Origin of the sequence: Nocardiopsis sp. CA-288880 (genome assembly GCF_050955985.1) — a bacterium.
In the GTDB taxonomy this organism is placed as follows: Bacteria; Actinomycetota; Actinomycetes; order Streptosporangiales; family Streptosporangiaceae; genus Nocardiopsis; species Nocardiopsis tropica.
Genome location: NZ_CP192105.1, coordinates 3,898,374 through 3,922,695 on the forward strand (window position 1 = coordinate 3,898,374; position 24,322 = coordinate 3,922,695).

22 protein-coding genes are annotated in these 24,322 nt (G+C 74.2%); 3 read left to right on the forward strand and 19 right to left on the reverse strand.

Annotated features, from left to right (window positions below; genetic code table 11):
- The first annotated feature begins 131 nt into the window (after window positions 1–131).
- Complete coding sequence (locus ACQPYD_RS17100; RefSeq protein ID WP_433696593.1) at window positions 132–1,334, forward strand: MFS transporter; 1,203 nt, start codon at window positions 132–134, stop codon at window positions 1,332–1,334.
- Between the two features lie 197 nt (window positions 1,335–1,531).
- On the opposite strand, the gene ACQPYD_RS17105 is transcribed toward ACQPYD_RS17100, so the two are convergent.
- The 11 genes from ACQPYD_RS17105 to ACQPYD_RS17155 all read right to left on the reverse strand — a co-directional run bounded on the left by ACQPYD_RS17105 (window position 1,532) and on the right by ACQPYD_RS17155 (window position 11,578).
- Window positions 1,532–3,286 (reverse strand): LamG domain-containing protein, encoded by a 1,755-nt coding sequence (locus ACQPYD_RS17105; protein ID WP_433696594.1) that lies wholly within the window; start codon window positions 3,284–3,286, stop codon window positions 1,532–1,534.
- Window positions 3,287–3,579: 293 nt separating this feature from the next.
- Entirely contained in the window at window positions 3,580–3,987 is a 408-nt protein-coding gene (gene paaI / locus ACQPYD_RS17110) for a hydroxyphenylacetyl-CoA thioesterase PaaI (protein WP_267944628.1), read from the reverse strand.
- Entirely contained in the window at window positions 3,984–5,087 is a 1,104-nt protein-coding gene (paaE, locus tag ACQPYD_RS17115; RefSeq protein WP_433696595.1) for a 1,2-phenylacetyl-CoA epoxidase subunit PaaE, read from the reverse strand. The genes paaI and paaE overlap by 4 nt, the downstream gene beginning before the upstream one ends.
- A gap of 2 nt (window positions 5,088–5,089) precedes the next feature.
- Window positions 5,090–5,611, reverse strand: coding sequence for a 1,2-phenylacetyl-CoA epoxidase subunit PaaD (paaD, locus tag ACQPYD_RS17120; protein ID WP_433696596.1), 522 nt, complete (start codon window positions 5,609–5,611; stop codon window positions 5,090–5,092).
- Window positions 5,605–6,483, reverse strand: coding sequence for a 1,2-phenylacetyl-CoA epoxidase subunit PaaC (gene paaC, locus ACQPYD_RS17125; protein WP_433696597.1), 879 nt, complete (start codon window positions 6,481–6,483; stop codon window positions 5,605–5,607). The genes paaD and paaC overlap by 7 nt, the downstream gene beginning before the upstream one ends.
- A gap of 44 nt (window positions 6,484–6,527) precedes the next feature.
- Complete coding sequence (gene paaB, locus ACQPYD_RS17130) at window positions 6,528–6,845, reverse strand: 1,2-phenylacetyl-CoA epoxidase subunit PaaB (RefSeq protein WP_433696598.1); 318 nt, start codon at window positions 6,843–6,845, stop codon at window positions 6,528–6,530.
- Window positions 6,842–7,819, reverse strand: coding sequence for a 1,2-phenylacetyl-CoA epoxidase subunit PaaA (gene paaA, locus ACQPYD_RS17135; RefSeq protein WP_433696599.1), 978 nt, complete (start codon window positions 7,817–7,819; stop codon window positions 6,842–6,844). Before paaA ends, paaB begins: the two co-directional genes overlap by 4 nt.
- A 97-nt stretch (window positions 7,820–7,916) precedes the next feature.
- A complete protein-coding gene (locus ACQPYD_RS17140) occupies window positions 7,917–8,705 on the reverse strand; it encodes an enoyl-CoA hydratase/isomerase family protein (protein ID WP_433696600.1) in 789 nt (262 codons plus the stop codon).
- 4 nt (window positions 8,706–8,709) lie between these two features.
- On the reverse strand, window positions 8,710–9,528 hold the full coding sequence (locus ACQPYD_RS17145; RefSeq protein WP_433702079.1) for a 3-hydroxyacyl-CoA dehydrogenase family protein: 819 nt from the start codon (window positions 9,526–9,528) through the stop codon (window positions 8,710–8,712).
- Window positions 9,529–9,596: 68 nt separating this feature from the next.
- Window positions 9,597–10,346 carry an enoyl-CoA hydratase/isomerase family protein gene (locus tag ACQPYD_RS17150; protein ID WP_433696601.1) on the reverse strand — a complete coding sequence of 250 codons (750 nt, stop codon included), beginning with the start codon at window positions 10,344–10,346 and terminating at the stop codon, window positions 9,597–9,599.
- Window positions 10,343–11,578 carry a thiolase family protein gene (locus ACQPYD_RS17155; RefSeq protein WP_433696602.1) on the reverse strand — a complete coding sequence of 412 codons (1,236 nt, stop codon included), beginning with the start codon at window positions 11,576–11,578 and terminating at the stop codon, window positions 10,343–10,345. The genes ACQPYD_RS17150 and ACQPYD_RS17155 overlap by 4 nt, the downstream gene beginning before the upstream one ends.
- A 244-nt stretch (window positions 11,579–11,822) precedes the next feature.
- On the opposite strand from ACQPYD_RS17155, the gene paaK reads away from it, so the two are divergent.
- Window positions 11,823–13,181 (forward strand): phenylacetate--CoA ligase PaaK, encoded by a 1,359-nt coding sequence (gene paaK, locus ACQPYD_RS17160; RefSeq protein WP_433696603.1) that lies wholly within the window; start codon window positions 11,823–11,825, stop codon window positions 13,179–13,181.
- Window positions 13,182–13,321: 140 nt separating this feature from the next.
- Here the strand turns inward: paaK and ACQPYD_RS17165 are convergent, their stop codons facing one another.
- The 6 genes from ACQPYD_RS17165 to ACQPYD_RS17190 form a co-directional block, all read right to left on the reverse strand.
- Entirely contained in the window at window positions 13,322–13,456 is a 135-nt protein-coding gene (locus ACQPYD_RS17165; protein ID WP_433696604.1) for a hypothetical protein, read from the reverse strand.
- A 134-nt stretch (window positions 13,457–13,590) separates the two neighbouring features.
- Window positions 13,591–14,922: a transporter gene (locus ACQPYD_RS17170; RefSeq protein ID WP_433696605.1), complete on the reverse strand. Its 1,332-nt coding sequence runs from the start codon at window positions 14,920–14,922 to the stop codon at window positions 13,591–13,593.
- Window positions 14,919–15,590: a hypothetical protein gene (locus ACQPYD_RS17175; RefSeq protein ID WP_433696606.1), complete on the reverse strand. Its 672-nt coding sequence runs from the start codon at window positions 15,588–15,590 to the stop codon at window positions 14,919–14,921. The genes ACQPYD_RS17170 and ACQPYD_RS17175 overlap by 4 nt, the downstream gene beginning before the upstream one ends.
- Complete coding sequence (locus tag ACQPYD_RS17180) at window positions 15,587–17,770, reverse strand: hydantoinase/oxoprolinase family protein (RefSeq protein WP_433696607.1); 2,184 nt, start codon at window positions 17,768–17,770, stop codon at window positions 15,587–15,589. Before ACQPYD_RS17180 ends, ACQPYD_RS17175 begins: the two co-directional genes overlap by 4 nt.
- Before the next feature lie 86 nt (window positions 17,771–17,856).
- On the reverse strand, window positions 17,857–19,479 hold the full coding sequence (locus ACQPYD_RS17185) for an FAD-dependent oxidoreductase (RefSeq protein ID WP_433696608.1): 1,623 nt from the start codon (window positions 19,477–19,479) through the stop codon (window positions 17,857–17,859).
- A 10-nt stretch (window positions 19,480–19,489) separates the two neighbouring features.
- Complete coding sequence (locus ACQPYD_RS17190; RefSeq protein WP_433696609.1) at window positions 19,490–20,578, reverse strand: LacI family DNA-binding transcriptional regulator; 1,089 nt, start codon at window positions 20,576–20,578, stop codon at window positions 19,490–19,492.
- 208 nt (window positions 20,579–20,786) lie between these two features.
- On the opposite strand from ACQPYD_RS17190, the gene ACQPYD_RS17195 reads away from it, so the two are divergent.
- Window positions 20,787–21,827 carry a hypothetical protein gene (locus ACQPYD_RS17195; RefSeq protein WP_433696610.1) on the forward strand — a complete coding sequence of 347 codons (1,041 nt, stop codon included), beginning with the start codon at window positions 20,787–20,789 and terminating at the stop codon, window positions 21,825–21,827.
- Window positions 21,828–21,895: 68 nt separating this feature from the next.
- On the opposite strand, the gene ACQPYD_RS17200 is transcribed toward ACQPYD_RS17195, so the two are convergent.
- Window positions 21,896–23,143 carry an Nramp family divalent metal transporter gene (locus ACQPYD_RS17200; RefSeq protein WP_433696611.1) on the reverse strand — a complete coding sequence of 416 codons (1,248 nt, stop codon included), beginning with the start codon at window positions 23,141–23,143 and terminating at the stop codon, window positions 21,896–21,898.
- A 232-nt stretch (window positions 23,144–23,375) separates the two neighbouring features.
- Complete coding sequence (locus tag ACQPYD_RS17205) at window positions 23,376–24,188, reverse strand: SAM-dependent methyltransferase (protein WP_433696612.1); 813 nt, start codon at window positions 24,186–24,188, stop codon at window positions 23,376–23,378.
- Window positions 24,189–24,322 lie beyond the last annotated feature (134 nt).

Sequence of the window (24,322 nt, forward strand, 5' to 3'; positions counted from 1 at the left end):
ATTTAGCACGTGCTAAACGACCCTTGCGCGCCTCGGCGCTCCGGCCGGGTCGCCGAGGCGCGGGCTTTCCGGGCGACGGCGCCCGCCGCGATCCCCGTCCCTTCCCCGTCCCTTGTCTGGAGGGCCCACCCATGCCTCTGGCCCTGCTCGCCCTGGCCCTCGGGGCCTTCGCCATCGGTACCACCGAGTTCGTCATCATGGGACTGCTGCCCGACGTCGCCGCCGACCTCGGCGTCCCGGTCCCCACCGCCGGCTACCTCATCTCCGCCTACGCGCTGGGCGTGGTCGTCGGCGCGCCGCTGCTCACCGCCCTCAGCACACGGGTCCCCCGCAAGACGGTCCTGCTGCTCTTCATGGGACTCTTCCTCGCGGGCAACCTCGCCACCGTCCTGGCGCCCTCCTACGGGGCCGTCTTCGCCTCCCGGGTCCTGGCCGGCCTGCCGCACGGGGCCTTCCTCGGCGTGGGATCCCTGGTCGCCGCGCAGATGGCCGGCCCCGGCCGCCAGGCGACGGCGGTGTCGCGCGTCCTCCTGGGCCTGACCGTGGCCAACATCGTCGGGGTGCCGGTGGGCACCTTCCTGGGCCAGGCGATGGGATGGCGCGCCGCCTTCCTGGTCGTCTCCGGCATCGCCCTGCTCGCCGCTCTGGGCGTCGCGGCGTTCGTGCCGCGCCAGCCCGCGGCGCCGGGGGCGGGCCTGCGCCAGGAGCTGTCCGAGCTGGGACGCCCCCAGGTCGTGCTCGGCCTGACCACCGCGGTCTTCGGTTTCGCCGGGGTCTTCGCCGTCTACAGCTACGTCTCGCCGATGATGACCGAGCTGGCGGGGATGTCCGCGTCGTCGGTGCCGGTCGTCCTGGCCCTGTTCGGGGTCGGCATGACCCTGGGCTCCCTGGTCGTGGGGCCCCTGGCCGACCGCGCGCTGCGCCCCACCATCTACGGCTCCCTCGCCGCGCTGGCGATCGTGCTGGCGCTGTTCACCGTGACCGTGCACAACCCCTGGACGGCCGCGGTCAGCCTGGTCGTCCTGGGGGCGGTGGGGTTCGGCGTGTGCACCCCGCTCCAGGTCCTGGTGATGAACCGGGCCGGGGCGGCGCCGACCATGGCCGCGGCCTCGAACCACTCCGCCTTCAACCTGGCGAACGCGGGCGGGGCCTGGCTGGGCGGCGTCGGGATCAGCGCGGGCCTGGGCTACACCTCCCCCGCCGCGATCGGCGCGCTGCTGGCCGTCGTGGGCCTGGGCATCGCCGTGCTGGCGGGCTTCCTGGACCGCCCCCGCGCGGGAGGCGCCCGCGAGGGCGCCGGGGCGGAGTCGCCGAGCTTCAGCACGGCCCCCTGAGCCCGGGCAGCGCCGGGGAGGCCGGTGGTCTCCCCGGCGGCCTCTCCGGAGCTGTCTCAGGACGTCTCCGAGGCAGGGAGGGACGAAGGACCGTCCCCCGTGGGACGCGCCTCCTCCCCCGCGTGTTCGCGGTCGGGGGCGCCGCGGACGAGAGCGGGCGGGGCGGGCCCGTCGGTGACGGGCCCGCCCCGCCGGGCTCACACCGGGGGCCGACCGAACCTGATGTGGGTGATGTCCTGCCGCAGCGCCACTCCCTGGTGCACCTGGGCCAGGCCGAGCGCTCCGGTCCAGGCACGCTCGACGCCGCCGTCGTGGCCGGCTCCGCCGATGACGACGTCCCCGTCCGCGTGCCAGGACCCTTCACGCGTCGTCGTTCCTGCGAGCTGTCCGTCCACGTAGAGCTCCAGCGTGCCGACGGTGTGGTCGTAGACGCCGAGGATGTGGACCCACCTGCCGGTCACGGCGGAGGTGTCGGAGAGGACCCGGTGCGCGCCACCCCCATCAGCGTCCTCCGAGGCCGTCTCGAAGACCCACCGGCGGCTGTCCGCGTTGTACCCGAGCGCGAACCCCGAGGTGTGTTCGCCGCTCTGTGACAGCGCCACCGCGTCGGCCGCGCCATGGTCCAGACGGACCTCAGCCGAGGCCGTGAAGCTGCGATCGGTGCGCACGGCGGCCCCGTCGGTGCGGAAGTGCTCGGCGAGCGCGCCGTCCAGCACGACGGCGGGGGCGAACCGGATTTCGGAGTAGGCGGCGTCCCACACCGTGGCGGGATCGCCGTGCAGCGTCGCGTCGAGCCCGTGGTCGGTGCTGTCGGCAGCCGCGGGGCCGTCGTACTCGTCCAGCAGCCACACGCCCTCCTGGACGACGGGCCTGTTGGCGTACTCCCACACCTCCGATCGGCCGGTGCTCGAATCGACCAGGGCCTCGTCGGAGAGGACGCGTTCCCAGACGATCACGTCGTCGACCGCCCCCGGCCAGCCGAGGACCGATCCGCCCTGCCCCGTGCCGCCGCCGATGGCGAAGGCTCCTCCGGCGTTCCACGCCGACGCGTGGTCGGCTCCGCCCTGGTGGACGCCGTCGACGTAGAGGTCGATCCTGTCCTCCGCGGGGTCGTGGGTCGCGAGCAACCGGGTCCAGGCACCCGTCTGGGCTGCTTCCCGGGAGAGGACCTGACGGTCGAACGCGGCGTCCACGCCGTCGGCCGACGTCTGCCGGAAGGCCCAGCGCCGCTCGTGCGCGTCGTATCCGAGCTGGAAGCCGCTGACGTGCTCACCGTTCTGGGAGACGGCGACGGCGTCCTCGTCGGCGTCGTCGAGCCGCACCCAGGCCGTCACCGTGAACGCTCCGGAGGTGTCGACGACGGGCCTCTCCGTGCGGAGGTGGCCGTCGGACGTCACGACCGAAGCCCCCTCCAGTCGGTTGGTGCCGCCGCGTGTGCCCGCCCTGCCCCGCGCCCAGTCGATGGCACCGGTGCCCTCAGCGGTCCTGCCCCTCACCATGGAGTCGTGTGCGGTGGAGCCCCTGCCCTCGTCGAGGGGGAAGTAGGCGACGGGATCGGCGTGCGGCGCGACCCAGAACTCGTAGACCCTCTCGCACGCAGACGAATTTCCGTAGGCGTCCACGGAACGCGCGTGAAGGCCCCGCGGACCGGCCCTGGTCGGGGTGATCGACACGGTCGCGGATCCGCCGGGGGCGTCGGCCTCCACCCGCGTGCTACACACGCCGTCCAGGCCGTAGTAGAAGGCGACCGCGTCGTCCACGCCGTTGGCGTCGAACGTGAAGTCGCCCGGCTGCCCAGGTGCACCGTGGAACCTGTTGTCGGCGGGGTAGTCGTCGGAGGTGACTGTCGGTGGTCGGATGTCCTCTGCCAGTGCAGAGGACTGCCCGAGGAGGGAGAGGGCCAGTGCGAGGGCGGCCGCGGCCGCCGTCGTACGGGTCAGGGAACGACGCATAGGGGGATGCCTGTCTGGCTGGGGCCCGTGTACGGGCTTCGGAACAGAACAGGAAGAAATTACCCAGAACCCCACATAGGCAACAAGAGTCGCTTTTCGCCCACTGGGTCCGACACTCGCCCTGACATCGGGGTAAACACCCGCCCCCGTGTCCGGTCATGGCCACTGGACCGCCGGGCGCGGGAGGCGGCGGGCCGCCGGCAGCGTCCCGACCCCCGGGACACCGCCCCACTGCGGACGTGGGACCGGACCCTCACCGGCCCGGCCCCACGTGTGTCGGCCCCCGTCGCGCGTCAGGTGCGGCCGGGCAGGGTGCGGCTGCGCCCCCGGAACTCGGCGACGACCTCCTCACCCCGGCGCACGGTGACGTCGTAGAGGCCGCTGCGGCCGAACAGCGTCCGCTCCTGGGCGGTGGCCACGAGCTCGTCGCCCTCGTGGGCGGCGGCCACGAAGGTCACGTCCGCGCCGGAGGCCACCGTCACCCCTCCCCCGTCCGTGTTGCACGCGCAGGCGAAGGCGGTGTCGGCGAGGGTGAACACGTATCCGCCGTGGGCGATCCCGTGCCCGTTCACCATCATCGGACCGACGGTCATCTCCACGACCGCGGTGCCGTGGTCGGCCCGGACCAGGCGCATCCCCAGGTTCTTGGACGCGCGGTCGGCCTCGAACATCCGCCAGGCGGTCTCGTTGCGGGCGCTCACGAGTCGAAGTCCACGGTCACGGTGTCGGTCTCGGGAACGGACTGGCAGGACAGGGCGTACCCGGCCTCCACCTCGGCGTCGCTGAGCGCGTAGTTGCGCAGCATCCGCACCTCCCCCTCGCAGACCCTCACCCGGCAGGTCCCGCACACGCCGCCCTTGCAGGCGAAGGGCAGGTCGGGGCGGTAGCGCTGGGCCGCGTCGAGCACAGGTACGCCGCGCGGCAGGGTCAGGGTGCTGGTGCGGCCGTCCAGGACGACGGTGACCTCGCTGGAGGGCCCCTCCACCCCGGGCTCCTCGTGCCTGGTCTGAGGGGGCGGCTCCGCGCCCTCGACGAAGAACAGCTCCTGGTGGATGCGGTCGCCGGGCACGCCGCGGCCCTCCAGGACCTCCCTGGCGTCGGTGACCATCCCGTAGGGCCCGCAGAGCCACCAGTGGTCGGCGGCGTCGGCGGCGACGACCGTGTCCAGGAGCGCCTCCAACTTCTCGCCGTCCAGGCGCCCGGTGAACAGGTCGGCCTCGCGAGGCTCTCGGGAGAGCACGTGCACCAGCTCGAAGCGGTGCCCGTACGCGTCCTTGAGGTCGGCCACGTCGTCGGCGAACATCACCGTGTCGCTGCGGCGGTTGCCGTACAGCAGGGTGACGTGGGACCCGGTGCGGCGCAGCAGGGACGAGGCCATCGACAGCACCGGGGTGATGCCCGAGCCGACGGCGATCATCACGTGGCGGGCCGAGGCGCCCAGGTCGGGGCTGAAGCGTCCGGTGGGCGCGCCCACCTCGACCTCGTCGCCCGGCCGGACCTCGTTCACCAGCCATCCGGAGAACAGGCCGTCGGGTACCAGGCGCACCCCCACGCGGGGGGCCTCCCCGACGGGGGCGCAGATGGAGTAGCTGCGCCGTTCCTCGACGCCGTCGACCTCGCGGCGCAGGGTCAGCGACTGCCCGGGGGCGAACGCGTACTCCTCGGCCAGGTGGTCGGGCACCTCGAAGGTGACGGCGACGGCGTCGTCGCACAGGCGCTCGACGGCGGCCACGCGCAGCCGGTGGAAGGCGCCCCGGCGGCGCGGCGGGGCCTGCCCGGCGTCGGTGGCGGGTGTGGTCACTGTCAGATCTCCTTGACGTGCTCGAACGGTTCGAGGCAGGACCGGCAGCGGTGGAGCGACTTGCAGGAGGTCGCGCCGAACCGGGACAGTTCCTCGGTGTCGGCCGCGCCGCACAGCGGGCAGCGCGGAACGGTGCGGGTGGGCATCAGGGTCAGCGGCACGGGCCCAGGCTCCCGGCGGGGCGCCCCGCCGGGCGGCGAGATGCCGTTCTCGGAGAGCTTGCGCCTGCCCTCCTCGGTGATCCAGTCGGTGGTCCAGGGCGGGGACAGCTCGGTGCGCACCTCCACCCGGTCGAAGCCCGCGCCGCGCACGGCCCGGTCCACGTCGGCGCGCATCTCGGCCAGCGCCGGGCAGCCGGAGTAGGTGGGGGTGATCCACACGGCCGCGGTCCCGTCCTCCTCGATCTCGACCCGGCGCAGGATGCCCAGGTCGGCGAGGGTGAGCATGGGCAGTTCGGGGTCGGTGACCGCCGCGGCCGCCGCCCGGGCGCGTTCGGGTCCGGTGGTCCGGTCCGTGGCTACCATGTCGCCTCCGGGTGCTCCCTGGCCACCTTCTGGAGTTCGTCGAGCAGGGGGGCGAGGAGTGCGGTGTGCCGGCCGTCGCGCCCGGCGGTGGCGCTCTCGGGGAAGGGCGCGGGGGCGTCCAGCGTGGCCTCGACCAGTACCCGGGTGAGGACGGCGTGGACCTCGTCGCGCACGGTGGCCGGGTCCACGCCCACGCCCTGGCCGGCCAGGCGCGCCTCGACGGGGTGGGTGGCGAAGAGTTCGCCGGTGAGCGGCCACACGGCGGCGACGGCCTCGGCCGTGCGCTCGCGGGAGTAGGGGGTGCCGTCGCCCAGGCGCAGGGTCCAGGAGACCGCGTACTCGCGGTGGTAGGCGAGTTCGTTGACCGCCTTGGCGGCGATCGCGGCGAGCACGGGGTCCTTGCTGTCCGTGAGCCGGGCGAACAGGGCGAGCCGGGAGCTGGACAGGGCCAGCAGGGTGACCACGGCCCGGGCGAAGTCGCCCCGGGGGGCCTCCGCCAGGTGCACGTTGCGGAACTCGGTGGGGCCCCGCCGGTAGGCGAAGGCGTCCTCGTCGCGGCCGGTGCCGTCGGCCTGGCCGGCGCGGGCCAGCAGCAGGCGCGCCTGGCCGAGGAGGTCGAGGGCGATGTTGGCCAGCGCAACCTCCTCCTCCAGCTCGGGGGCGTCGGTCACCCACTCGACGAGCCGCTGCGCCTGGACGAGGGCGTCGTCGCCGAGCATCTGGCAGTACAGCGCGAGGTCGCCGCCGTCCACCCCCGCGGGGAGGGTGGTGTCCACGCCCGCGAGGGCGTCGGTGAAGCCGGTGCCGAAGGCCCAGCGGGCGTCGCCGCCGTGCTCCTCGGTCAGGGCCGTGAAGATGGTGTCGCCACTCATGGTTGTTTCCTTTGGCCTCGTGTTCCCCGGTCCCGTCGTCCGCGCTAGATGTGCGGGACGTCCTCGGGGATGGGGTAGAAGGTCGGGTGGCGGTAGACCTTGTCACCGCTGGGAGCGAAGAAGGGGTCCTTCTCGTCGGGGCTGGACGCGGTGATGTCCTCCGCGAGCACCACCCAGATGCTGACTCCCTCGTTGCGTCGGGTGTAGAGGTTGCGGGCGTTGTGGAGCGCCATGGTGGGGTCGGGCGCGTGCAGGGAGCCCACGTGGACGTGGTTCAGGCCGCGCTTGCCGCGGACGAAGACCTCGTAGAGGGGCCACTCGGGGCGGGCCGCCCCGGTGGCGCCGGTGCCGTCGTCGCTCATACCGTGGCCTCCTCGGCGCTCTGGTGCTTCCTGGCGTAGGCGGTGGCGGCCTCGCGGACCCACGCGCCCTTCTCGTGGGCGGCGCGGCGGCGCGCGACGCGCTCGGCGTTCTTGGGGCCGGCTCCGGAGACGACCTGCTTGAACTCGACCCAGTCGGGCTCGCCGAAGTCGTAGTGGCCGCGCTCCCCGTTCCAGGCCAGTTCGGGGTCGGGGAGGGTGACGCCCAGCTTCTCGGCCTGGGGGACGCTCATGTCGACGAACTTCTGGCGGAGGTCGTCGTTGGTGTCGCGCTTGATGCGCCAGGCCATGGACTGGCGGGTGTTGGGCGACTCGGCGTCCGGCGGGCCGAACATCATCAGGGAGGGCCACCACCACCGGTCGACGGCGTCCTGGACCATCCGGCGCTGGCCCTCGGTGCCCTCCATCATCCGCATGAGCAGTTCGTAGCCCTGCCGCTGGTGGAAGGACTCCTCCTTGCAGATGCGCACCATGGCGCGGGAGTAGGGGCCGAAGGAGCTGCGGCACAGCGGGACCTGGTTGCAGATCGCGGCGCCGTCGACCAGCCAGCCGATCACGCCGACGTCGGCGAAGGTCAGCGACGGGTAGTTGAAGATGGAGGAGTACTTCTGGCGCCCCTCGATGAGGCGCTCGGTCAGGTCGGCGCGGTCCACGCCGAGGGTCTCGGCCGCGGCGTACAGGTACAGGCCGTGCCCGGCCTCGTCCTGGACCTTGGCCAGCAGGATGGCCTTGCGCCGCAGGCTGGGCGCGGAGGCGATCCAGTCGCCCTCGGGCTGCATGCCGATGATCTCCGAGTGGGCGTGCTGGGAGACCTGGCGCACCAGGGTCCTGCGGTAGGCCTCGGGCATCCAGTCACGCGGCTCGATGCGCTGGTCGGCGGCGACCTTGGCGTCGAACTCCGCCTGGTGGTCCAGGTCTGCGCCGGGGGGCGTCTCCTGGGCCGTCACGGTGGACATTGATCGTTCCCCATTCATAACCGAACGTTCGGTCAGTAATTAGTATCCCCGGATTCCCCCGCCCGGGCAAGTCCCCGGGGCGGGGGAATCCCCCAGCTCAGCCGCCGCCGAAGGTCGGGGCCCGCTTGGCCAGGAAGGCCTCGACCGCCCCGGCGTGGTCCGCGGTCATCCCGAGCTGGTTCTGGAGGTCGGCCTCCTCCTCCAGCAGCTCGGGCAGGTCACGGGCGCCGTCGGCGGCCGAGCGGACCTCGCGCTTGGCGGCCACGAACGCGCTGGTCGGGCCCGAGGCGAGCAGGGCGGCGACCTCGCGGGCGCGCCCCTCCCAGGCGTCGTCCTCCACGACCTCGGTGACCAGGCCCAGCTCCAGGGCGCGGTCCGCGCCGACGACGGTGCCCAGGAGCATCAGCTCCATGGCCCGCGCCTGTCCCAGCGACGACACCAGGCGGTAGGCCAGGCCGGAGTCCGAGGCCAGCCCGATGCCCGTGAAGGCCGTGCCGAACTTGGCCCTGCGCGCGGCGATGCGCACGTCCCCGGCCAGGGCGAACCCCAGGCCGGCCCCGACGCACGCCCCGCCGATCCCGACCACCACGGGGACCTGGATGCCCTCCAGTGCCAGCACGATCGGGTTGTAGTGCTCGCGCACCGTGGTGAGCGCCTGCCCCGGCTCATCCTGGAGGATCCGCGCGTGCTCGGCCAGGTCCTGGCCCACGCAGAAGGCCTTGGCCGACCCCAGCAGCAGCACGGCGCGGGCCGTGGTGGAGGCCGCCGCGCCCCGGAGCGCCGCCAGCAGCTCCTCCTTGACCTCGCGGGTCAGCGCGGGCCTGTTCAGACGCACCGTGGCGATCCCGTCGGCCTCGACGAACTCCGCCGCCCTCTGTTCGCTCAACGCTCTATTCTCCCTCGTCCCAGGTGTGGAAGCCCTGGCCGGTCTTCTTTCCGAGCTTTCCCTCCGCGACCATACGGCGCAGCAGCTCCGGGGGCGCGAACCGGTCCCCCAGCTTCGAGGCCAGGTGCTCGGCGATGGCCAGGCGCACGTCGAGCCCGACCAGGTCGGTGAGCCGCAGCGGTCCCATCGGGTGGCGGTAGCCCAGCTCCATGGCGGTGTCGATGTCGGCGGGGGAGGCGACCTCCTCCTCGACCATGCGAATGGCCTCCAGGCCGAGCACCACGCCCAGGCGGCTGGTGGCGAACCCGGGTGCGTCCCTGACCGTGATCTGGGTCTTGCCCAGGGCGCCGACCCAGCCGCGCACCGACTCCAGCACGGCGGGGTCGGTCCCGGGGGCGGCCACGATCTCCACCAGTTTGGAGGCGGGGACCGGGTTGAAGAAGTGGGTGCCCAGGAAGCGGTGGGGGCGCCGGAGCGCGGCCGCGAGTTCGGTGACCGACAGGGAGCTGGTGTTGGAGGCCAGGACGGCGTCCTCGCCCACGGCCGCCTCCGCGGCGGTGAGCACGGCGATCTTCAGCTCCGGCCGCTCGGGCACGGCCTCCACCACCAGGCCGGTGTCGGCGGGGACGGCGGCGGTGTCGGTGACCGTGCGCAGCCGGGCCAGGTAGGCGGCCGGCTCGGCGTCGACCTTTCCCCGGGAGCGGGCCCCCTCCAGGCCGGCGGCCACCCGGGCGCGGCCGGCCGCGGCGGCCTCGGCGGTGGCCTCGACCAGGACCACGTCCGCGCCCGCCGTGAGGAACTGCTGGACGATCCCGGCGCCCATGGTGCCGCCGCCGACGACGGCGACGACCGCGGGGACGCCCGCCCCGGCGGCGCTCTGCTCGTGGGTGCTCAACGCTTCTTCCTCTCCAGGAAACGGGTCATCCGATCGTGCTTGTCGGCGCTCTCGAACAGCACCGCCTGCGCCATGTCGTCGGCCAGCGGGTGCGCCCCGTCGGCGTCCAGGACCAGCTTGGTCATGCGCAGGGCCAGTGCCGAGGAGGCCGCCATCCGGTCCAGGAGGGCGTGGGCGCTCGCGCGCAGCTCCCCGGCCGGGACGATCTCGGCGACCAGGCCGTGGCGCAGGGCCGCCTCGGCGTCCAGCCGGAAACCGCCCAGCAGCACCTGCTTGGCGACCGAGGCGCCGACCAGCTCCCGCAGCCGCCAGCACGCGCCGGCCCCCGCGATGATGCCCAGGCCCGGCTCGGGCTGGGCGAAGACAGCGGTGGGCGTGGCGAGCCGGATGTCGCACGCGTAGGACAGCTCGGCCCCGCCGCCCAGCGCCCACCCGTCCACGGCGGCCACGGTGGGCGCCGGGAGCCGGTGCAGGCGCTCGAACAGCCGACTGTTGATGCCGGCCATCGCCTCCTCGCGTCCGCGTTCGCGCAGCTCGGCGATGTCGGCACCGCCCGCGAACACGGTCCCGTGCCCGGTGAGCAGCAGCGGCCTGGGGTCGGCCTCGATCTCGGCGCACACCTCGTGCAGCTCGGCGATCATCCGTGCGTTGATGGCGTTGCGCGCCTCGGGGCGGTGCAGTTCGACCACCACCCGGTCCTCGCGGCGGTCGACGAGGAGCGTCCCGAAGTCCTGGCGGGCGCTCACGGGCGCTCCACCAGGAGGGCGACGCCCTGGCCGACGCCGACGCACAGGGTGGCCAGGCCGCGCCGGGCGTCCTCGCGCTCCATGCGGTTGAGCAGGGTGACGAGGATGCGGGAGCCCGAGCTGCCGAGCGGGTGGCCCAGGGCGATCGCGCCGCCGTCGGCGTTGACGATCCCCTCGTCCATCCCCAGCTGTCGCACCACGCCCAGGGACTGGGCGGCGAAGGCCTCGTTGAGTTCGGCCGCTCCGATGTCGCCGACCGTCCAGCCCGCGCGGTCCAGGACCTTGCGGGTGGCCGGGACGGGGCCCAGCCCCATGATCTGCGGTTCCACCCCGGCGGAGGCGGAGCCGACGACGCGGGCGCGGGGGGTGAGGCCGTACTCGCGGACGGCGTGCCCGCTGGCCAGGACGAGGGCGGAGGCGCCGTCGGAGAGCGAGGAGGAGTTGCCGGCGGTGACGACGCCGCCCTCGCGGAAGACGGGCCGCAGCCTGCCCAGGCTCTCCATGCCGGACTCGGGGCGGGGGCCCTCGTCGGCGGTGACCTCGTGGGTCCGGCCCTTGCGGTCGGTGACGGTGACCGGGACGATCTCCGCGTCGAAGCGCCCGGCCCCGGCCGCGGCGACGGCGCGCTCGTGGCTGCGCAGGGCGAAGGCGTCGCACTCCTCGCGGGTCAGGCCCTCCAGGACGGCGACCTCTTCGGCGGTCTCGCCCATGGACAGCGTGTAGCGCAGGTCGGTGGGCGCGGCGCCGGCGGGGACCCGCGTGTCGGCCTCGGTGAAGCGCGGGTTGGTGAAGCGCCAGCCCAGGGAGGTGTCGGCGACCTCGCCGGGCTTGGCCCAGGGGGTGCCGGGCTTGGCCATCACCCAGGGGGCGCGGGTCATGGACTCGACGCCGCCCGCGACGACCACGTCGGCCTCCCCGGCTCGGATGGCCTGGGCGGCGGAGGAGACGGCGGTCAGCCCGCTGGCACAGAGCCGGTTGACGGTGTAGGCGGGGACCCGGGGGTCGAGTCCGGAGAGCAGCACGGCCATGCGCGCCACGTTGCGGTTGTCCTCGCCGGCCTGGTTGGCGGCGCCGAGGATGACCTCGTCGACGGCCTCGCCGGGGACGCCCGAGCGGCGGACCGCCTCGGCGACGGCCGTGGCGGCGAGGTCGTCGGGGCGGACGGCGGCCAGGGCGCCGCCGTAGCGGCCCTGGGGGGTTCGCACCCCGTCGACCAAGTAAACGTCGCTCACGTGCGTCCTCCCGTGTTGGCGGCGGTGGCCTGCGCCACCGCCCTCTGTGAAATCATCGACACTTCTCCTTGACATGCTCGCCCGGAGACTGCGTTAATGCATTAGTAACCGAACGTTCGGTCAGTAAGCAAGTCGGGTCCCCCCGCACAGGGCCCGCACCACATCCACGACCGCGCGGCCCCCGCCCGCCCACCCCCGGGCCTCCGGCCCGGCGGGTTCCCGCGCACAGTACACGGAGAGGCCCATGGCAAGCCACGACACCACCACGCAGTCGGCCGGTGCCGCCCCTCACCAGCGCCTCGGGCAGGCGCCCGCACCCGACCTCCTGGACCCGGCCGAGCGCATGGGTGTCGACGAACTGCGCGCCCTCCAGCTGAGGCGCCTGCGGTGGACGCTGGACCACGCGTACGCCAACGTGCCGCTGTACAGGAAGAAGTTCGACGAGGCCGGGGTGCGCCCCGCGGACCTGCGGACGCTGGAGGACATCGGCCTCTTCCCGCACACCACCAAGGCCGACCTGCGCGACAACTACCCCTTCGGCATGTTCGCCGTCCCCCAGGAGCAGGTCAGCCGCATCCACGCCTCCAGCGGCACCACCGGCCGCCCCACGGTCGTGGGCTACACCCGCGAGGACATCGACACCTGGGCCACGGTCGTGGCCCGCTCCATCCGCGCCGCCGGCGGGCGGCCCGGCCACAAGGTCCACGTCTCCTACGGCTACGGGCTCTTCACCGGCGGCCTGGGCGCCCACTACGGCGCCGAGAAGCTCGGCTGCACGGTCATCCCGGCCTCCGGCGGCCAGACCGCCAAGCAGGTCCAGCTCATCCAGGACTTCCGGCCCGAGATCATCATGGTCACCCCCAGCTACATGCTGACCCTGATGGACGAGTTCGAGCGCCAGGGCATCGACCCGCGCACGACCTCCCTCAGGATCGGCATCTTCGGCGCCGAGCCCTGGACCGAGCAGATGCGCCGCGAGATCGAGGAGCGCTTCGACATCCACGCCGTCGACATCTACGGCCTGTCCGAGGTCATGGGGCCGGGCGTGGCCAACGAGTGCGTGGAGACCAAGGACGGCCTGCACGTGTGGGAGGACCACTTCTACCCCGAGGTCCTGGACCCCGTCACACAGGAGGTCCTGCCCGACGGGCGGAGCGGCGAACTGGTCTTCACCTCGCTCACCAAGCAGGCGATGCCCGTGATCCGCTACCGCACCCGCGACCTGACGACGCTGCGCCCGGGCACCGCCCGGCCCATGCGCCGCATGGACAAGGTCACCGGACGCAGCGACGACATGATCATCCTGCGCGGCGTCAACGTCTTCCCGACCCAGATCGAGGAGATCGTGCTGGGCCTGGACGGGCTCGCCCCGCACTTCCAGCTGGTGCTCACCAAGGAGGGCCGCCTGGACCGCATGGCCGTGCGGATCGAGGCCGCCCCGGACTGCACCGCCGAGCGCCGCACCGCCCTGAGCCGGGAGATCGTCGCCACGGTCAAGGACAGGGTCGGCGTGAGCGTCACCGTGGAGGTCGTGGACCCCGAGCAGATCGAGCGGTCCGTGGGCAAGTTCCGGCGCATCGTCGACCAGCGGCCCCGGGCGTAGGCGGCACGTCGGGGCCTCCCCGGGCACGGCGGCCGTCGGCGTGGGCCCGCGCCGCCCGGGGAACCGGGCCCGGCTTCGGGTCCGCGGCCCCTACCCGGGAGCCGGCAGCGCCCGTGCGACGTGGGAGGCGATCAGGATGGTCATGGCGCGCCACGCCACCAGCGCGGCCGCGGTCCCGGCGGTCCGATCGGCCCATCGGCGGGCTCCACCGCGGCCCCGGTCCCCTCGTCGGCGGCGGCGAGCGCCGCCTTGCGCAGGTGGGACACAGTGGTCATGGCCCGATCCTAGGGGTCACCGCCGACACGGCGCCGGGACCGCCCCGGGCGGGGCACGGGAGGCGCCGCCGGCCGTGTCCCGGCGGACGGGCCCGGGGGCCTCGCCCCTTCCGGGCGGGGCCCCGCCGGGCGCATCACCGCAGGTAGAGGAACGCGGTGAGGGCCAGGCCGGCGACGGCGACCACCCACGTGTAGGGGAGCGTGGAGAGCATGGAGCGCTCGGGGCGGACCCCGGCGTACTGCGAGGCCCACACCGTCTGGGTGCTGGTGGGGTCCGAGACGCCCAGGACCTGGCCGTAGGAGGCCATCATGCCCAGCACCGCCGGGGCGGGGTAGATGCCGCCGGAGATGAGCACCCCGGCCACCCCCGCGCCGAGGCCGAAGATGTTCATCGGCCCGCGGTAGAGGGCCAGCGGCACCAGCGCGGCGAAGACCAGGACGAACAGCCACGGGCTGCCCGGGCTGATCGCGGTGACCACGGGGCTGAGCGCCTGGACGGCGCCGGGCAGGTTCACCGCGGCGAGGAGCATCCCGATCGCGATGAACAGGACGATGGGCGGGGCCGCCACGTCGAACGCCTGGTAGAGGGTCCGCAGCGCGGTGCTCGTCATGTCCCGCCAGGGCACGGCGGTGAGCAGCGCGTAGACCACGCCCGCGATCAGCGAGGGCACGATGGGGATCTCCAGCCCCAGCGCCAGCACGATCGGGACCAGGGGTGTGACCAGCGCGTACCAGGGGGCGTCCCCGCGGCGGCGGCGCCGCTCGGCGGCGCGTGCGCGCCGGCCCGCGGGGCGGTCGGGGCCCCCGCTCCCGGCGGGCGCGGGGACGCGCACGGCCCACGTGTGCCGCGCCCCCTTGCGGCGCATCTCCACGAGGATGTAGGCGAGGCCGCCGACCAGGGCGATCGGGAACATGCGCAGCTGGAAGTGCTGCACGGTGGAGACCGGGACGCCGATGGCGTCGGACAGGAACTGCCAGTTGATCAGTTCCAGGGGGAGCCCCGCGGCGATGCCCACCAGGACGGTGCCCGCCGCGACGGTGGGCGTGACCCCGACCGCGATCATCGCCGGGATGCCGACGACGCCCGCGAGCATCGCCGCCGGGGCCGAGCCCGTGATGGCCCCGCACAGGATCGCGACCAGGAACACGCCGACCGCGACCACCGAGGGGCGCTCGCCGCCGAACTCCACGATCTTGCGGACGAGCGTCGAGGCGATCCCCGCCTCCGACATCAGCGTGCCCAGCCAGCAGCCCAGCAGGATGGCGACCATGGTCGCCGCCAGGCGCGGAGCCCCCTCCTGGACGACCGTGCCGACGACGCTGCCCTCCTCCCCGGTGAGGGGCGCCCCGGCGATCAGCGCGACGGCGACGGACAGCAGGACGAGGGCGAAGGCGGTGGGGAGGCGGCGCGTCAGCATCAGGCCGACGCCCACGGCCATGGCGAGAAGGATTCCCAGGGCGGTCACGGGCGGTCTCCGGAGGTGGTTCTGGGGCCCGGTCCGTGCTGGTCCGTGCCCCGGTGGGCGAGGGTGGCGGCGATGGCCGCGGTGAGCGCGAGCGGGCTCCGGCGGAGCGCTCCGCGCCGTCCGGCGTAGGCGTGGGCGGCGATCTCGTCCGCGCCGGCGACGTGCCCCCGCACCCGCAGGGGCCCCAGCCTCAGCGCCGTGTGGCCGAGTCTGCGGCGCAGCTCCCGGCCGTGGCCGCGGTGCAGCATGCGGTGGGCCTCCTCGTGGGCGAGCGCCGCCCCGCGCAGCGCGGCGCGCGGGAAGTCCCGGCCCCAGCCCGCCGCCTGCGCCACCCCGCGGGCGTAGTCCAGGGCGTCGGCGTAGACGATCACCCGGTCCCCCGCGGCCCGGTGGAGGTACTCGGCGAGCAGGACCTCGCCGGGGCGCAGCCCCCCGGCGGCCCTGTCGGTCACCTCGGCCCCCGCTCCCCCGGGCCCGGCGGGCCCCGCACCGGCGGTGTCGGCCAGCTCGCGCCCGAAGGCCAGGGCGGTGCGCGCCCAGTCGCGCAGCTGCCCGGGGTCGCGGCCCTCGTGCGTGGGGGTCAGGGCCAGGAGTTCGGCGGCGAGGTCCTCGTCGGAGGCCGCCGAGATGCGGCCGTAGTCGGCCCCGGGACGCGGCGGCGCGGTCATCGGCGCGTCTCCATCAGGGCGATCACCGTCTCGTCGGGGCCGCGGCGGCCGATCTCGGCGCCCGCGAGCGCCAGGAGGTGGCCGGGGTCCATGACCCCCGACAGGTCGGCGAGCTTGGGGCCCAGCAGGAGCCAGACCGCGGGCGGTACCGCCCCTCCGTCGCCGTAGGCGGTGCGCTCCGCCACCAGCTCCCCGAGCCTTCCCCCAGCCTCCGCGGCGGTCAGGGTGTCCACCCGGGCGTCGGCGCTGTGCAGGCGCACGACGCCCTCGGCGTCCACGACGCGCACGTGGGCACGCTCCCGGGCGAAGCGGCCGAACGGCCCACCGGGCCGGCGGAGCAGGCCGAAGACCCGGTACCAGCCGTTGGAGGCGTACTCGGTGACGGCCCGCGGGTCCGCGCCGAGGCTGGCGGCGGCCGCGGCGCGGGCCTCGCCGGCGTCCGTGACGGCGGTGCGGTCCTTGGTGCGCAGCTCGGTGGCGCCCGTGGCGACGGCGGTGACGAGGTTGCGCTGCGGGTCGACGGTGACGTCCACCTCCACCCCGGAGGGGTCGGCGCCCTGGGCGAGCACCGCCCGCTCGGCCTCGGAGCGCACGGCGAGCACGTCGGCGTGGGTGGCGCCGGGGATGATGCGCTCGACGGACTCGCGGACCAGTGCGAGGGCCACGCCCAGGGGGCTGATGACCTCGCTGTGGGCGGCGATGCGGGACCGCATGCCCGTGCGCTCGCCCAGGTAGGGGGTGACGGTGGCGGCGCCGCCGCCCCCGCCGACGAGGTCGCACACGTCGCGGTCGAGCCCGTAGTCGCGCACGAGGGCCTCCACGACGGCGCTGACGCGCTCGGTGGCCCGGTGCAGGACGGCGCGCGCGGCCCCGTCCACGTCGACCCCGAGGGCGCGTGCCAGCGGGGCCAGGGCGGCCCGTGCGGCGCGGGCGTCGGAGCGGGCGTAGTCGCCCTCGGGCACCAGACCGGCGGCGTTGGCCGCGCAGGTGACCGTGAGGGCGAAGCGCCGTCCGCCGGTGTCCAGGACGGCGTAGTCGGCGGGGTCGGAGGCCAGCGGGCTGACCCGGACCAGCCGGGCCCCCTCCAGTTCGGCCGGGTCGGCGAAGCAGGCGTAGGGCAGGCCCGCGATGTGGGCGCTGCGGGGGCCCACGTCCGTCAGGGCGGCCCCGCCGGGCCCCTCGCCTCCGGACAGGCGTACGAGGGAGCCGCCGCCCACCCCGACGGTGCGCACGTCCAGGGCCGACAGGTAGGTCTCCTTGCCGCCCAGCTCGGCGTGCCTGATCTGCACGCGCCCGCGCCGGATCACGCTGACGTCGGTGGAGGTGCCGCCCGTCTCCAGGAAGACGCCCTCGCTCACCTTCTCCCCCATGAGGGCTCCCGCGACCCCGGCCGCGGGTCCGGAGAGCACCGTCAGGAGGGGGCGGCTGCGCATCTCGGCCAGGGACATGACCCCGCCGTCGCAGCGCATCACCATCAGCGGCGCGCTCACCCCGGCCCTGAGGATGCTGCTCTCGACGAGGTCGGCGGTCCTGAGCATGCGGGGCATCACCCCGGCGTTGAGCGCGGCGGTGCGGGCCCGTTTGCCCAGGCCGTAGAGCTGGGTGATCTCGTGGGTGGCGGTGACGGGGACGCCCCGCAGCTCGGCCGCCGCCCGGACGGCGGCCTCGCCCCTGGGGTCGTCCACGCTGAAGGGCTCGACCGCGACCACGACCTCGGCGCCCTCGGCGAGCACCCGGTCCACGCCGGCGAGCGCGGCCGCGGCGTCCTCGGGGTCCCGGAGCGCGGTGTAGCGGACGGGGAGCCGGTGCCCGGAGTCGAGTCTGAGCCTGCCCAGGGAGCGCAGGCGCCCGGTGGCGAACGCGTCGTAGCCGGTGCCGATCCCCACGATGCCGATGGTGGCGACGTCGCCCTCCAGGAGGGCGTTGGTGGCCTGGGTGGTGCCGTGCGCGAGGAAGCCGACGTCGTCGGCGCCGACGCCGATGTCGTCGAGCAGGCGCTCCAGCGCGGTCATGATGCCGTGGGCGACGCCGTCGGCGTGGTCGTGGCTGGTCGGCACCTTGACCTGGCCGAGGAGGGCGAACGTGGTGGCGCTGACGGCCACGGCGTCGGTGAAGGTGCCCCCGACGTCGATGCCGACGCGTACGGGGCCGCGGGTGGGAGGTGGGGTCGGGTCGATCATCGTCGCCCCTTCGGGGAGTGCGTGGGGAGTGGGCGGTGCGGGGCGCCGCCGGCCGGGCGGGGTGCGGTCGGCGGCGCCCAGGGGTGTCAGTAGCCGCGGACGTCGGGCCAGTGGCGTTCGACGCCGGTGCGGTCCAGGAGGGCGGTGAAGGCCTCCAGGAGGTCGGCCTTGTCGCGGACGGCGTGCGGTGTGGTGCCCTGCTCCAGGGCGAAGGCGGCGAGCCGCCCGGCCGCCTCGCCGATGTTCCACTCGACGGGGTGCAGCCGGAAGCAGCCGTTGGTGATGTGGGTGGTGCCGATGTTCTTCGCGGCGGGGAGCAGGTTGGTCTCCCGGGCGGGCAGGAGCGCGCCCAGGGGGATCTCGAACGGGACGCTGGCGATGTCGACGTAGGTGTCGCCGCCGGTGGAGGGGTGCAGGTCGATGCGGTAGCTGCCGATGCCCACGGAGTCGTGGCGCCGGACGATGCCGTGCGGCCCCACGAGGTCGAGGGACACGTCGTGCTCGGTGACGGTGGTGACCGCCCGGATGCGGCGGGACTCGCGGACGTAGGCGGCCTTGGCCAGCCCGCCCTCCGCGCCGGTGACGTCGGGGCGCGGCCGCAGTCCCGGGAACCCGGTGCCGCCGTCGGGCCGCGGCGCCTCGGTCTGGAGCCAGTACAGGACCGACAGGGACAGCTGGCGGGCCTCCTCGTGGGCCTCGCGGACGGTCGCGGCGTCCACGACGCCCTCGATCTCCAGGGCGGGCTTGAGCCAGTAGTCGTTGAGCGGCCAGTTGACCAGGGTGATGTCGGAGTCGAACGCGCCGGGGCGGTGCATGCCGCGCGCCAGGATACGGCGGAAGCCCCACAGCTCCTTGTCCCCGGCGTCGGCGCTCTGGTCGGCGGCCACGGCGAGGGGGTCCACGTCGGGGTTGGGGACGAACGTGCGCCGGGAGGGCTCCAGGGTGCGCGGGTCGGGCGCGGCGAAGCCCAGCAGGGGGCCCGGCCAGAAGTCGGGCCGGTAGGAGCGCCAGAAGTCGTACATGCGCGGGCGCTCGATCGTGTGGTCCTCGCCCTCGTGGTGGGAGACGGCGAAGCAGTAGGTGATGCCCTGGAGGTTGGCGGGGTCGGCGGTCTCGGGTGCGTGCGGCTCGCCGTGCTCGGACCTGGCCTCCGCGCCGGTGACGTGGTCGATCCCCGCCATCGGCAGGAGGTCGCCGTTCTCCGTGGCGTCGAGGACGTAGTCGGCGGCGACGGTGTGCCTCCGGCCCCGCGCGTCCTCCAGGACGACGGAGTCCACCCGGTACCCGTCCGTGCGCGCCTGCACGGGACGGTGCCGTTCGAGCACGGTGACGCGCCCGGCGGCACGGTGGGGTGCGAGCATCTCCTCCAGGACGGCCAGGGCGACCCGGGGCTCGTGGCAGAGCTTGCTGACCCGGCCGGCGCCGGGGTTGAGGGTGCGGGAGGCGGCGGCCTCCGCGCGCAGCGGGTAGGCCCGGCGGTAGTGGTCGCGGACGCCCTCGCGCAGGCGGCGGTAGGAGGCGGTGGCGCCGAACTGCTCGATCCACGGGTTCTCGTCGGGCGGGACGGCCTGCGAGGTGAGCTGCCCGCCGATCCAGTCGGTCTCCTCGGTGAGGACGACGCGGCGGCCGGAGTCGGCGGCGGCCAGCGCGGCGGCCACGCCGCCCAGTCCCCCGCCCACGACGAGGATCTCTGTACGGGTCTGGGTCATCGTGTGCCTCTCAGGTGTGCTTCTTCGGCGGGCGGGGGGCGGCGATCGTGCCGCCCTCCACCGGTTCGCAGGGCAGCAGGCGCCGGGTGGCCGCCCCGGGGGAGCCCGCGATCAGCTCCAGCAGCAGGCGGACGGCGTCGCGGCCCATCTCGCGCATGGGGACGTCGAACCCGCTGAACGCGGCGCCCCCGCCCGGGGCGCGGCCACGGGTCCCGGTGGCCGCGCCGAGCACCGCCAGGGACAGGTCCCCGGGGCAGTCCAGGCCCGCCCGGCCCACGGCCGCCCCGAGTCCCGCCAGGGCTGCCCCGGTGTCGGTCTGCTCGACGACGACGGCGGTGACGCCCTCGGCCAGCCAGCCGCCCAGCAGGGCGTCCGCGTCGGTACCGTCGGTCGGCGCGACCAGGCCCCGGGTGTCCAGGCCGGCTTCGCGGGCGCCCTTCAGGACACCCTCCTCCCGGTCGGCCGAGGCCGGCGCCTGGTCGTGTTCGCGCAGGTAGCGGATCTTTCGGTGGCCCGCCGCGACGAGTCGCGCCACGACCTGCGCCGACGCCGGGACGTAGTCGGCGCCGACGTAGGGGACGCCGGGCTCGTCCCGGCGGCCGATGTAGACGAAGGGGAACCCGTCCTCGACCAGGCGCCGGATGGGCTCCTCCGGCACGTGGCGCCCGAAGAACAGGCAGCCGTCGGCGACGCGGACGCGCCGTACCGCGGCCGGGTCCTGCGCCCGCGCCGCGGCGCGGGCGGAGCCGGTGAACAGGATGAGGTCCTGCCCCTGGGCGGCCGCCTCCTCCTCCACCCCGGCCAGGACCGGGTAGTAGGAGTGGGCGACGTCGGTGGGGAACGTGGTGCTGAAGGTGTACAGGCCGAGCATCGCGTTGCGCGCGGAGGCGAGCCGCGTGGCCACGGGGTCGGGCACGTAGCCGAGCTCCTCCGCGGCGTCCAGGACCCTCTGCCGGGTCTCCCTGGCGAGCGCCATGCCCGAGGGCGTCCCCCGCAGGATGAGGGAGACGGCGGCCTGGGAGACGCCCGCGACCCGCGCGATGTCGGACTGGCGGGGCCTGCGGCGCCCGGCGGCCCTCTCCCGGCTTGCGTCGGTCACCTGTTCCTCCTCTGATACGGCGCCCTAATGCGCATTAGTCCATGACTGTGAGCCGCGCCACGCGGTATGTCAAGAGGTGTCGGTCGGATTTCCGGCTGATGGCCATGGAGTTTCACTAATACGTATTAGGTCCTTGACTGGCGCATCGTCCCTGGCAGAGACTCTGGGCCTCGGAGCACCCCCCGACACGCTCCGGAAGGGAACCGTCATGTCCGACGCACACTCCCCCGACACACCGGCCCCGGGCGTGGGCCGCAGGACCGCGCTCCTGGGCGCCGGGGCCGCCGCGGCCGGGGCCCTCCTCGCCCCGGGCCTCCTCGCCCCGGGCCTCCTCGGGCCGGCGCCCGCGGGCGCCGCCCGCACCGCCCCGGTCCTGCCCCGGTACACGTTCCTGCGCGAGGCACTGGACACCTCGTCGCTGGCCTACAACCCGACGGGGGAGCTGATCTTCCCGTGCCTGCGCGGCACCGCCGGGAGGCTCTCCGGCGCCCCCGGCCGCTTCCTGCTCTACTACGCCCCCCACGACGCGCCCGGCGGCATCTGCCTGGCGTACGCCGACAGCCCGGAGGGCCCCTTCACCGAGCACCCGGGCAACCCGATCGTGTCCCGCACCTGGTCCCCGCACTACTCGGTCAGCCACGTCTCCTCGCCCCACGTGATGTGGAACGCCGAGCACCGGGAGATGTGGCTGTACTTCCACGGCGAGAACACCACCACGCGCCTGGCGCGCTCGCGGAACGGGATCGACTTCGACTACCAGGGCACCGTGCTGACCACGGCGATGGTGCCGGGCACCACGGAGGCCTCCTACGCCCGGGTCTTCGAGCACCCCCTGCCCGACCGGGGCGCGCGCTACGTGATGGTGTTCATGCGCAACAGCACGGGCGGCAACCGCTCCATCGGGTGGGGGTGGTCCGCCGACGGCATCACCTTCGACTTCGACCCCCGGCCGCTGGTCTCCCACTCCTCCGTGGGGGTGGCGAACCTGTCCGGGCCCCATGTCCTCGAGCGGGGCGGGAGCACCTACGTCGCCTACCACACCGACCGGGGCGACATCCGCCTCACCGAGGTCGGGCGGGACTTCTCCCTGCGCAACCACCTGGGCGTGGTCCACAGCCCCCTGGCGGGGCCGCCGGACTCGGGCCGCAGCGCGGCCCCCTCCTACGGGTCGGACGGGGGCACGCAGTACATGTTCTACGAGGCGGGCGCCCGCCTGGGGGCCACCATCGCCATCGCACGGGCCGGGTGAGGCCGCCCGCGCGGACGCTCCCGGCCCGCCCGCGCGAGCGGGCCGGGAGCACCGGGGTCCCGCGGGGGTCAGGCCCCGGCGAGGATCCCGTAGAGCTCGTAGCAGCACAGGACCACGAAGAGCGAGCCCGCCAGGGCCAGCCCGGTGTTGCTGAGCCAGCCGTTGCGCCACTCGCGGGGGGTGCGGGAGGAGTTGAGCAGCCACATCAGGGTGAACGCCAGGAACGGCATGAAGAACGCGCCCAGCACGCCGTAGGCGATGATCAGCTGGAAGGGCCTGCCCACCAGCAGCAGGAGCATGGGCGGGAAGGTCAGCCACAGCATGTAGCCGCGGAAGGCCCAGCTCTTCTCGTTCTCCCCGGGGTCGGTGTCGGTGCGCCCCCGCACGTGGTTGACGAAGTCCGCGAAGAGCAGGCTCACGCCGTGCCACACGCCGATGATGGAGGAGTAGGCGGCGGAGAAGAAGCCGACGAGGAACACGGTCGCCACGAAACCGCCGAACCGCTCGCGCAGGATGTCGCCCAGCTGGAGGAGCCCCTGGTCGCCCTCCTCCAGCGCGATGCCGCTGGCGTACAGGAGCTCGGCGCCCACGACGAGCATCGCGACGACGAAGACGCCGGTCGTGACGTAGGCGACGCGGTTGTCCAGCCGCATCATCCGCATCCAGCCGGAGTCGCGCCAGCCCTTCGCGTTCACCCAGTACCCGTAGGCCGCCATGGTGATGGTGCCGCCCACGCCGCCGACGAGGCCCAGCGTGTAGAACACCGACCCCTCCGGTAGCAGGGGGACGAGCCCGCGCAGGGTCTGGCCGATGTCCGGCCCGACGTAGAGGGCCAGGCCCACCACCGTCACGAACATGACGCCGACCAGGACCGTCATGATCTTCTCGAAGACTGCGTACCGGTTGAACCAGACGATCGCCAGCCCCGAGACGCCCGCCAGGACCGCCCACAGCTCCAGCGGGAGCGCCGGGAAGAGGGTGGCCAGGGGCAGGGCCGTCGCGGTCATCGCGCTCGCCCCGTAGACGAAGCCCCAGATCACGATGTAGGGGGCGAAGTAGACGGTGGTCCACTTCCCCATGCTGCTCCACCCGTCGAAGATGGTGCGCCCGGTCGCCAGGTGCCAGCGCCCGGTGGCCTCCGCCAGGGAGATCTTCACCAGGCAGCCGACGATCGTCGCCCACAGCAGGGCGTAGCCGAAGCGGTTGCCCGCGATGAGCGTGGCGACCATGTCGCCCGCGCCGACGCCCGTGGCCGCGACGACGATGCCCGGCCCGAGCTGCTTCCAGGTCGCCCTGCGTTGTTCGGTGGCCGCCACCGGCCCCTCCTTCGTGCGGGGACGGAGTCCGCCCGTCCAGTGGCAAGAATGTAGGGGGTGTGACGCACGGTACAAAAGGGGCGACGCCTCCCCCCGGGGGTTCCGTGGCGCAATCGATACGCCCGGAGGGCCCCGGAGCGGGGACGAACGGCCAGGACCGCCCCGCCGGAGGGCCGCCCGCGGCGGCGTCCGGGCCGCAGCCCGCGGGAGGCCCCCGCCCCGGGCCGCGCCCCTACCCCTTGCGGGCCACCCCGCCGTACTCGGCCACCGGACGGACCTCGCCCACCTCGGTGGGGCCCGGGCGCCACAGGGAGCAGGAGACCACGCCCGGCTCCAGCAGCTCCAGGCCGTCGAAGAGCGCCGCGATGCCCTCGGCCGAGCGGATGGTGAGCTTGGGGGTGCCGCGCTCGTTCCACGCGGCCGCCACCTGGTGGGCGCGCTCGTGGTCGATGTCGTCCGTGGGGTGCGACACGACCAGGAAGCTTCCCGGCGCGAGCGCGTCGAGGAGCCTGTCCAGGATCGAGCGGACCTCGCCGTCGTCGGCGACGAAGTTCACCACGCCCAGCAGCATCAGGGCCACGGGCTCCGACAGGTCCAGGGTCGCGGAGGCCGCGCTCAGGATGGCGTCGGGGTCGCGCAGGTCGGCGTCCACGTAGTCGGTCGCCCCCTGGTCCGACCCCGTCAGCAGCGCCCGCGCGTGCGTGAGCACGAGCGGGTCGTTGTCCACGTAGACGACCCGCGCGTCCGCGGCCACGGACTGGGCGACCTCGTGGGTGTTGTTGTGGGTCGGCAGGCCGGTGCCGACGTCCAGGAACTGCCGGATCCCCTCCTCCTGCGCGAGGTGGGTGACCGTGCGGACGAGGAAGGCGCGGTCCGCGACCGCGTTGTCCACGATCTCCGGGAAGAACGAGCGGATCTGCTCGCCCATCTCCCGGTCCACCGGGTAGTTGTCCTTGCCTCCCAGCCAGTAGTTCCAGATACGGGCGTTGTGGGGGACGGAGGTGTCGATCCTGGGGGCGGGACCCTCGGAAGTCACGGGGGGCACGGAATGCCTCTTTCTGTGCATGTCGCTCGGAAGTACCCGAAAAGGGGCGCTACGCGGACAAGTAAACGGTCCCGGAGACCGGCGGGCAACTACCGAACCGCCCGAATCCCCCGCCCCACAGGCCTTCCCCCGCC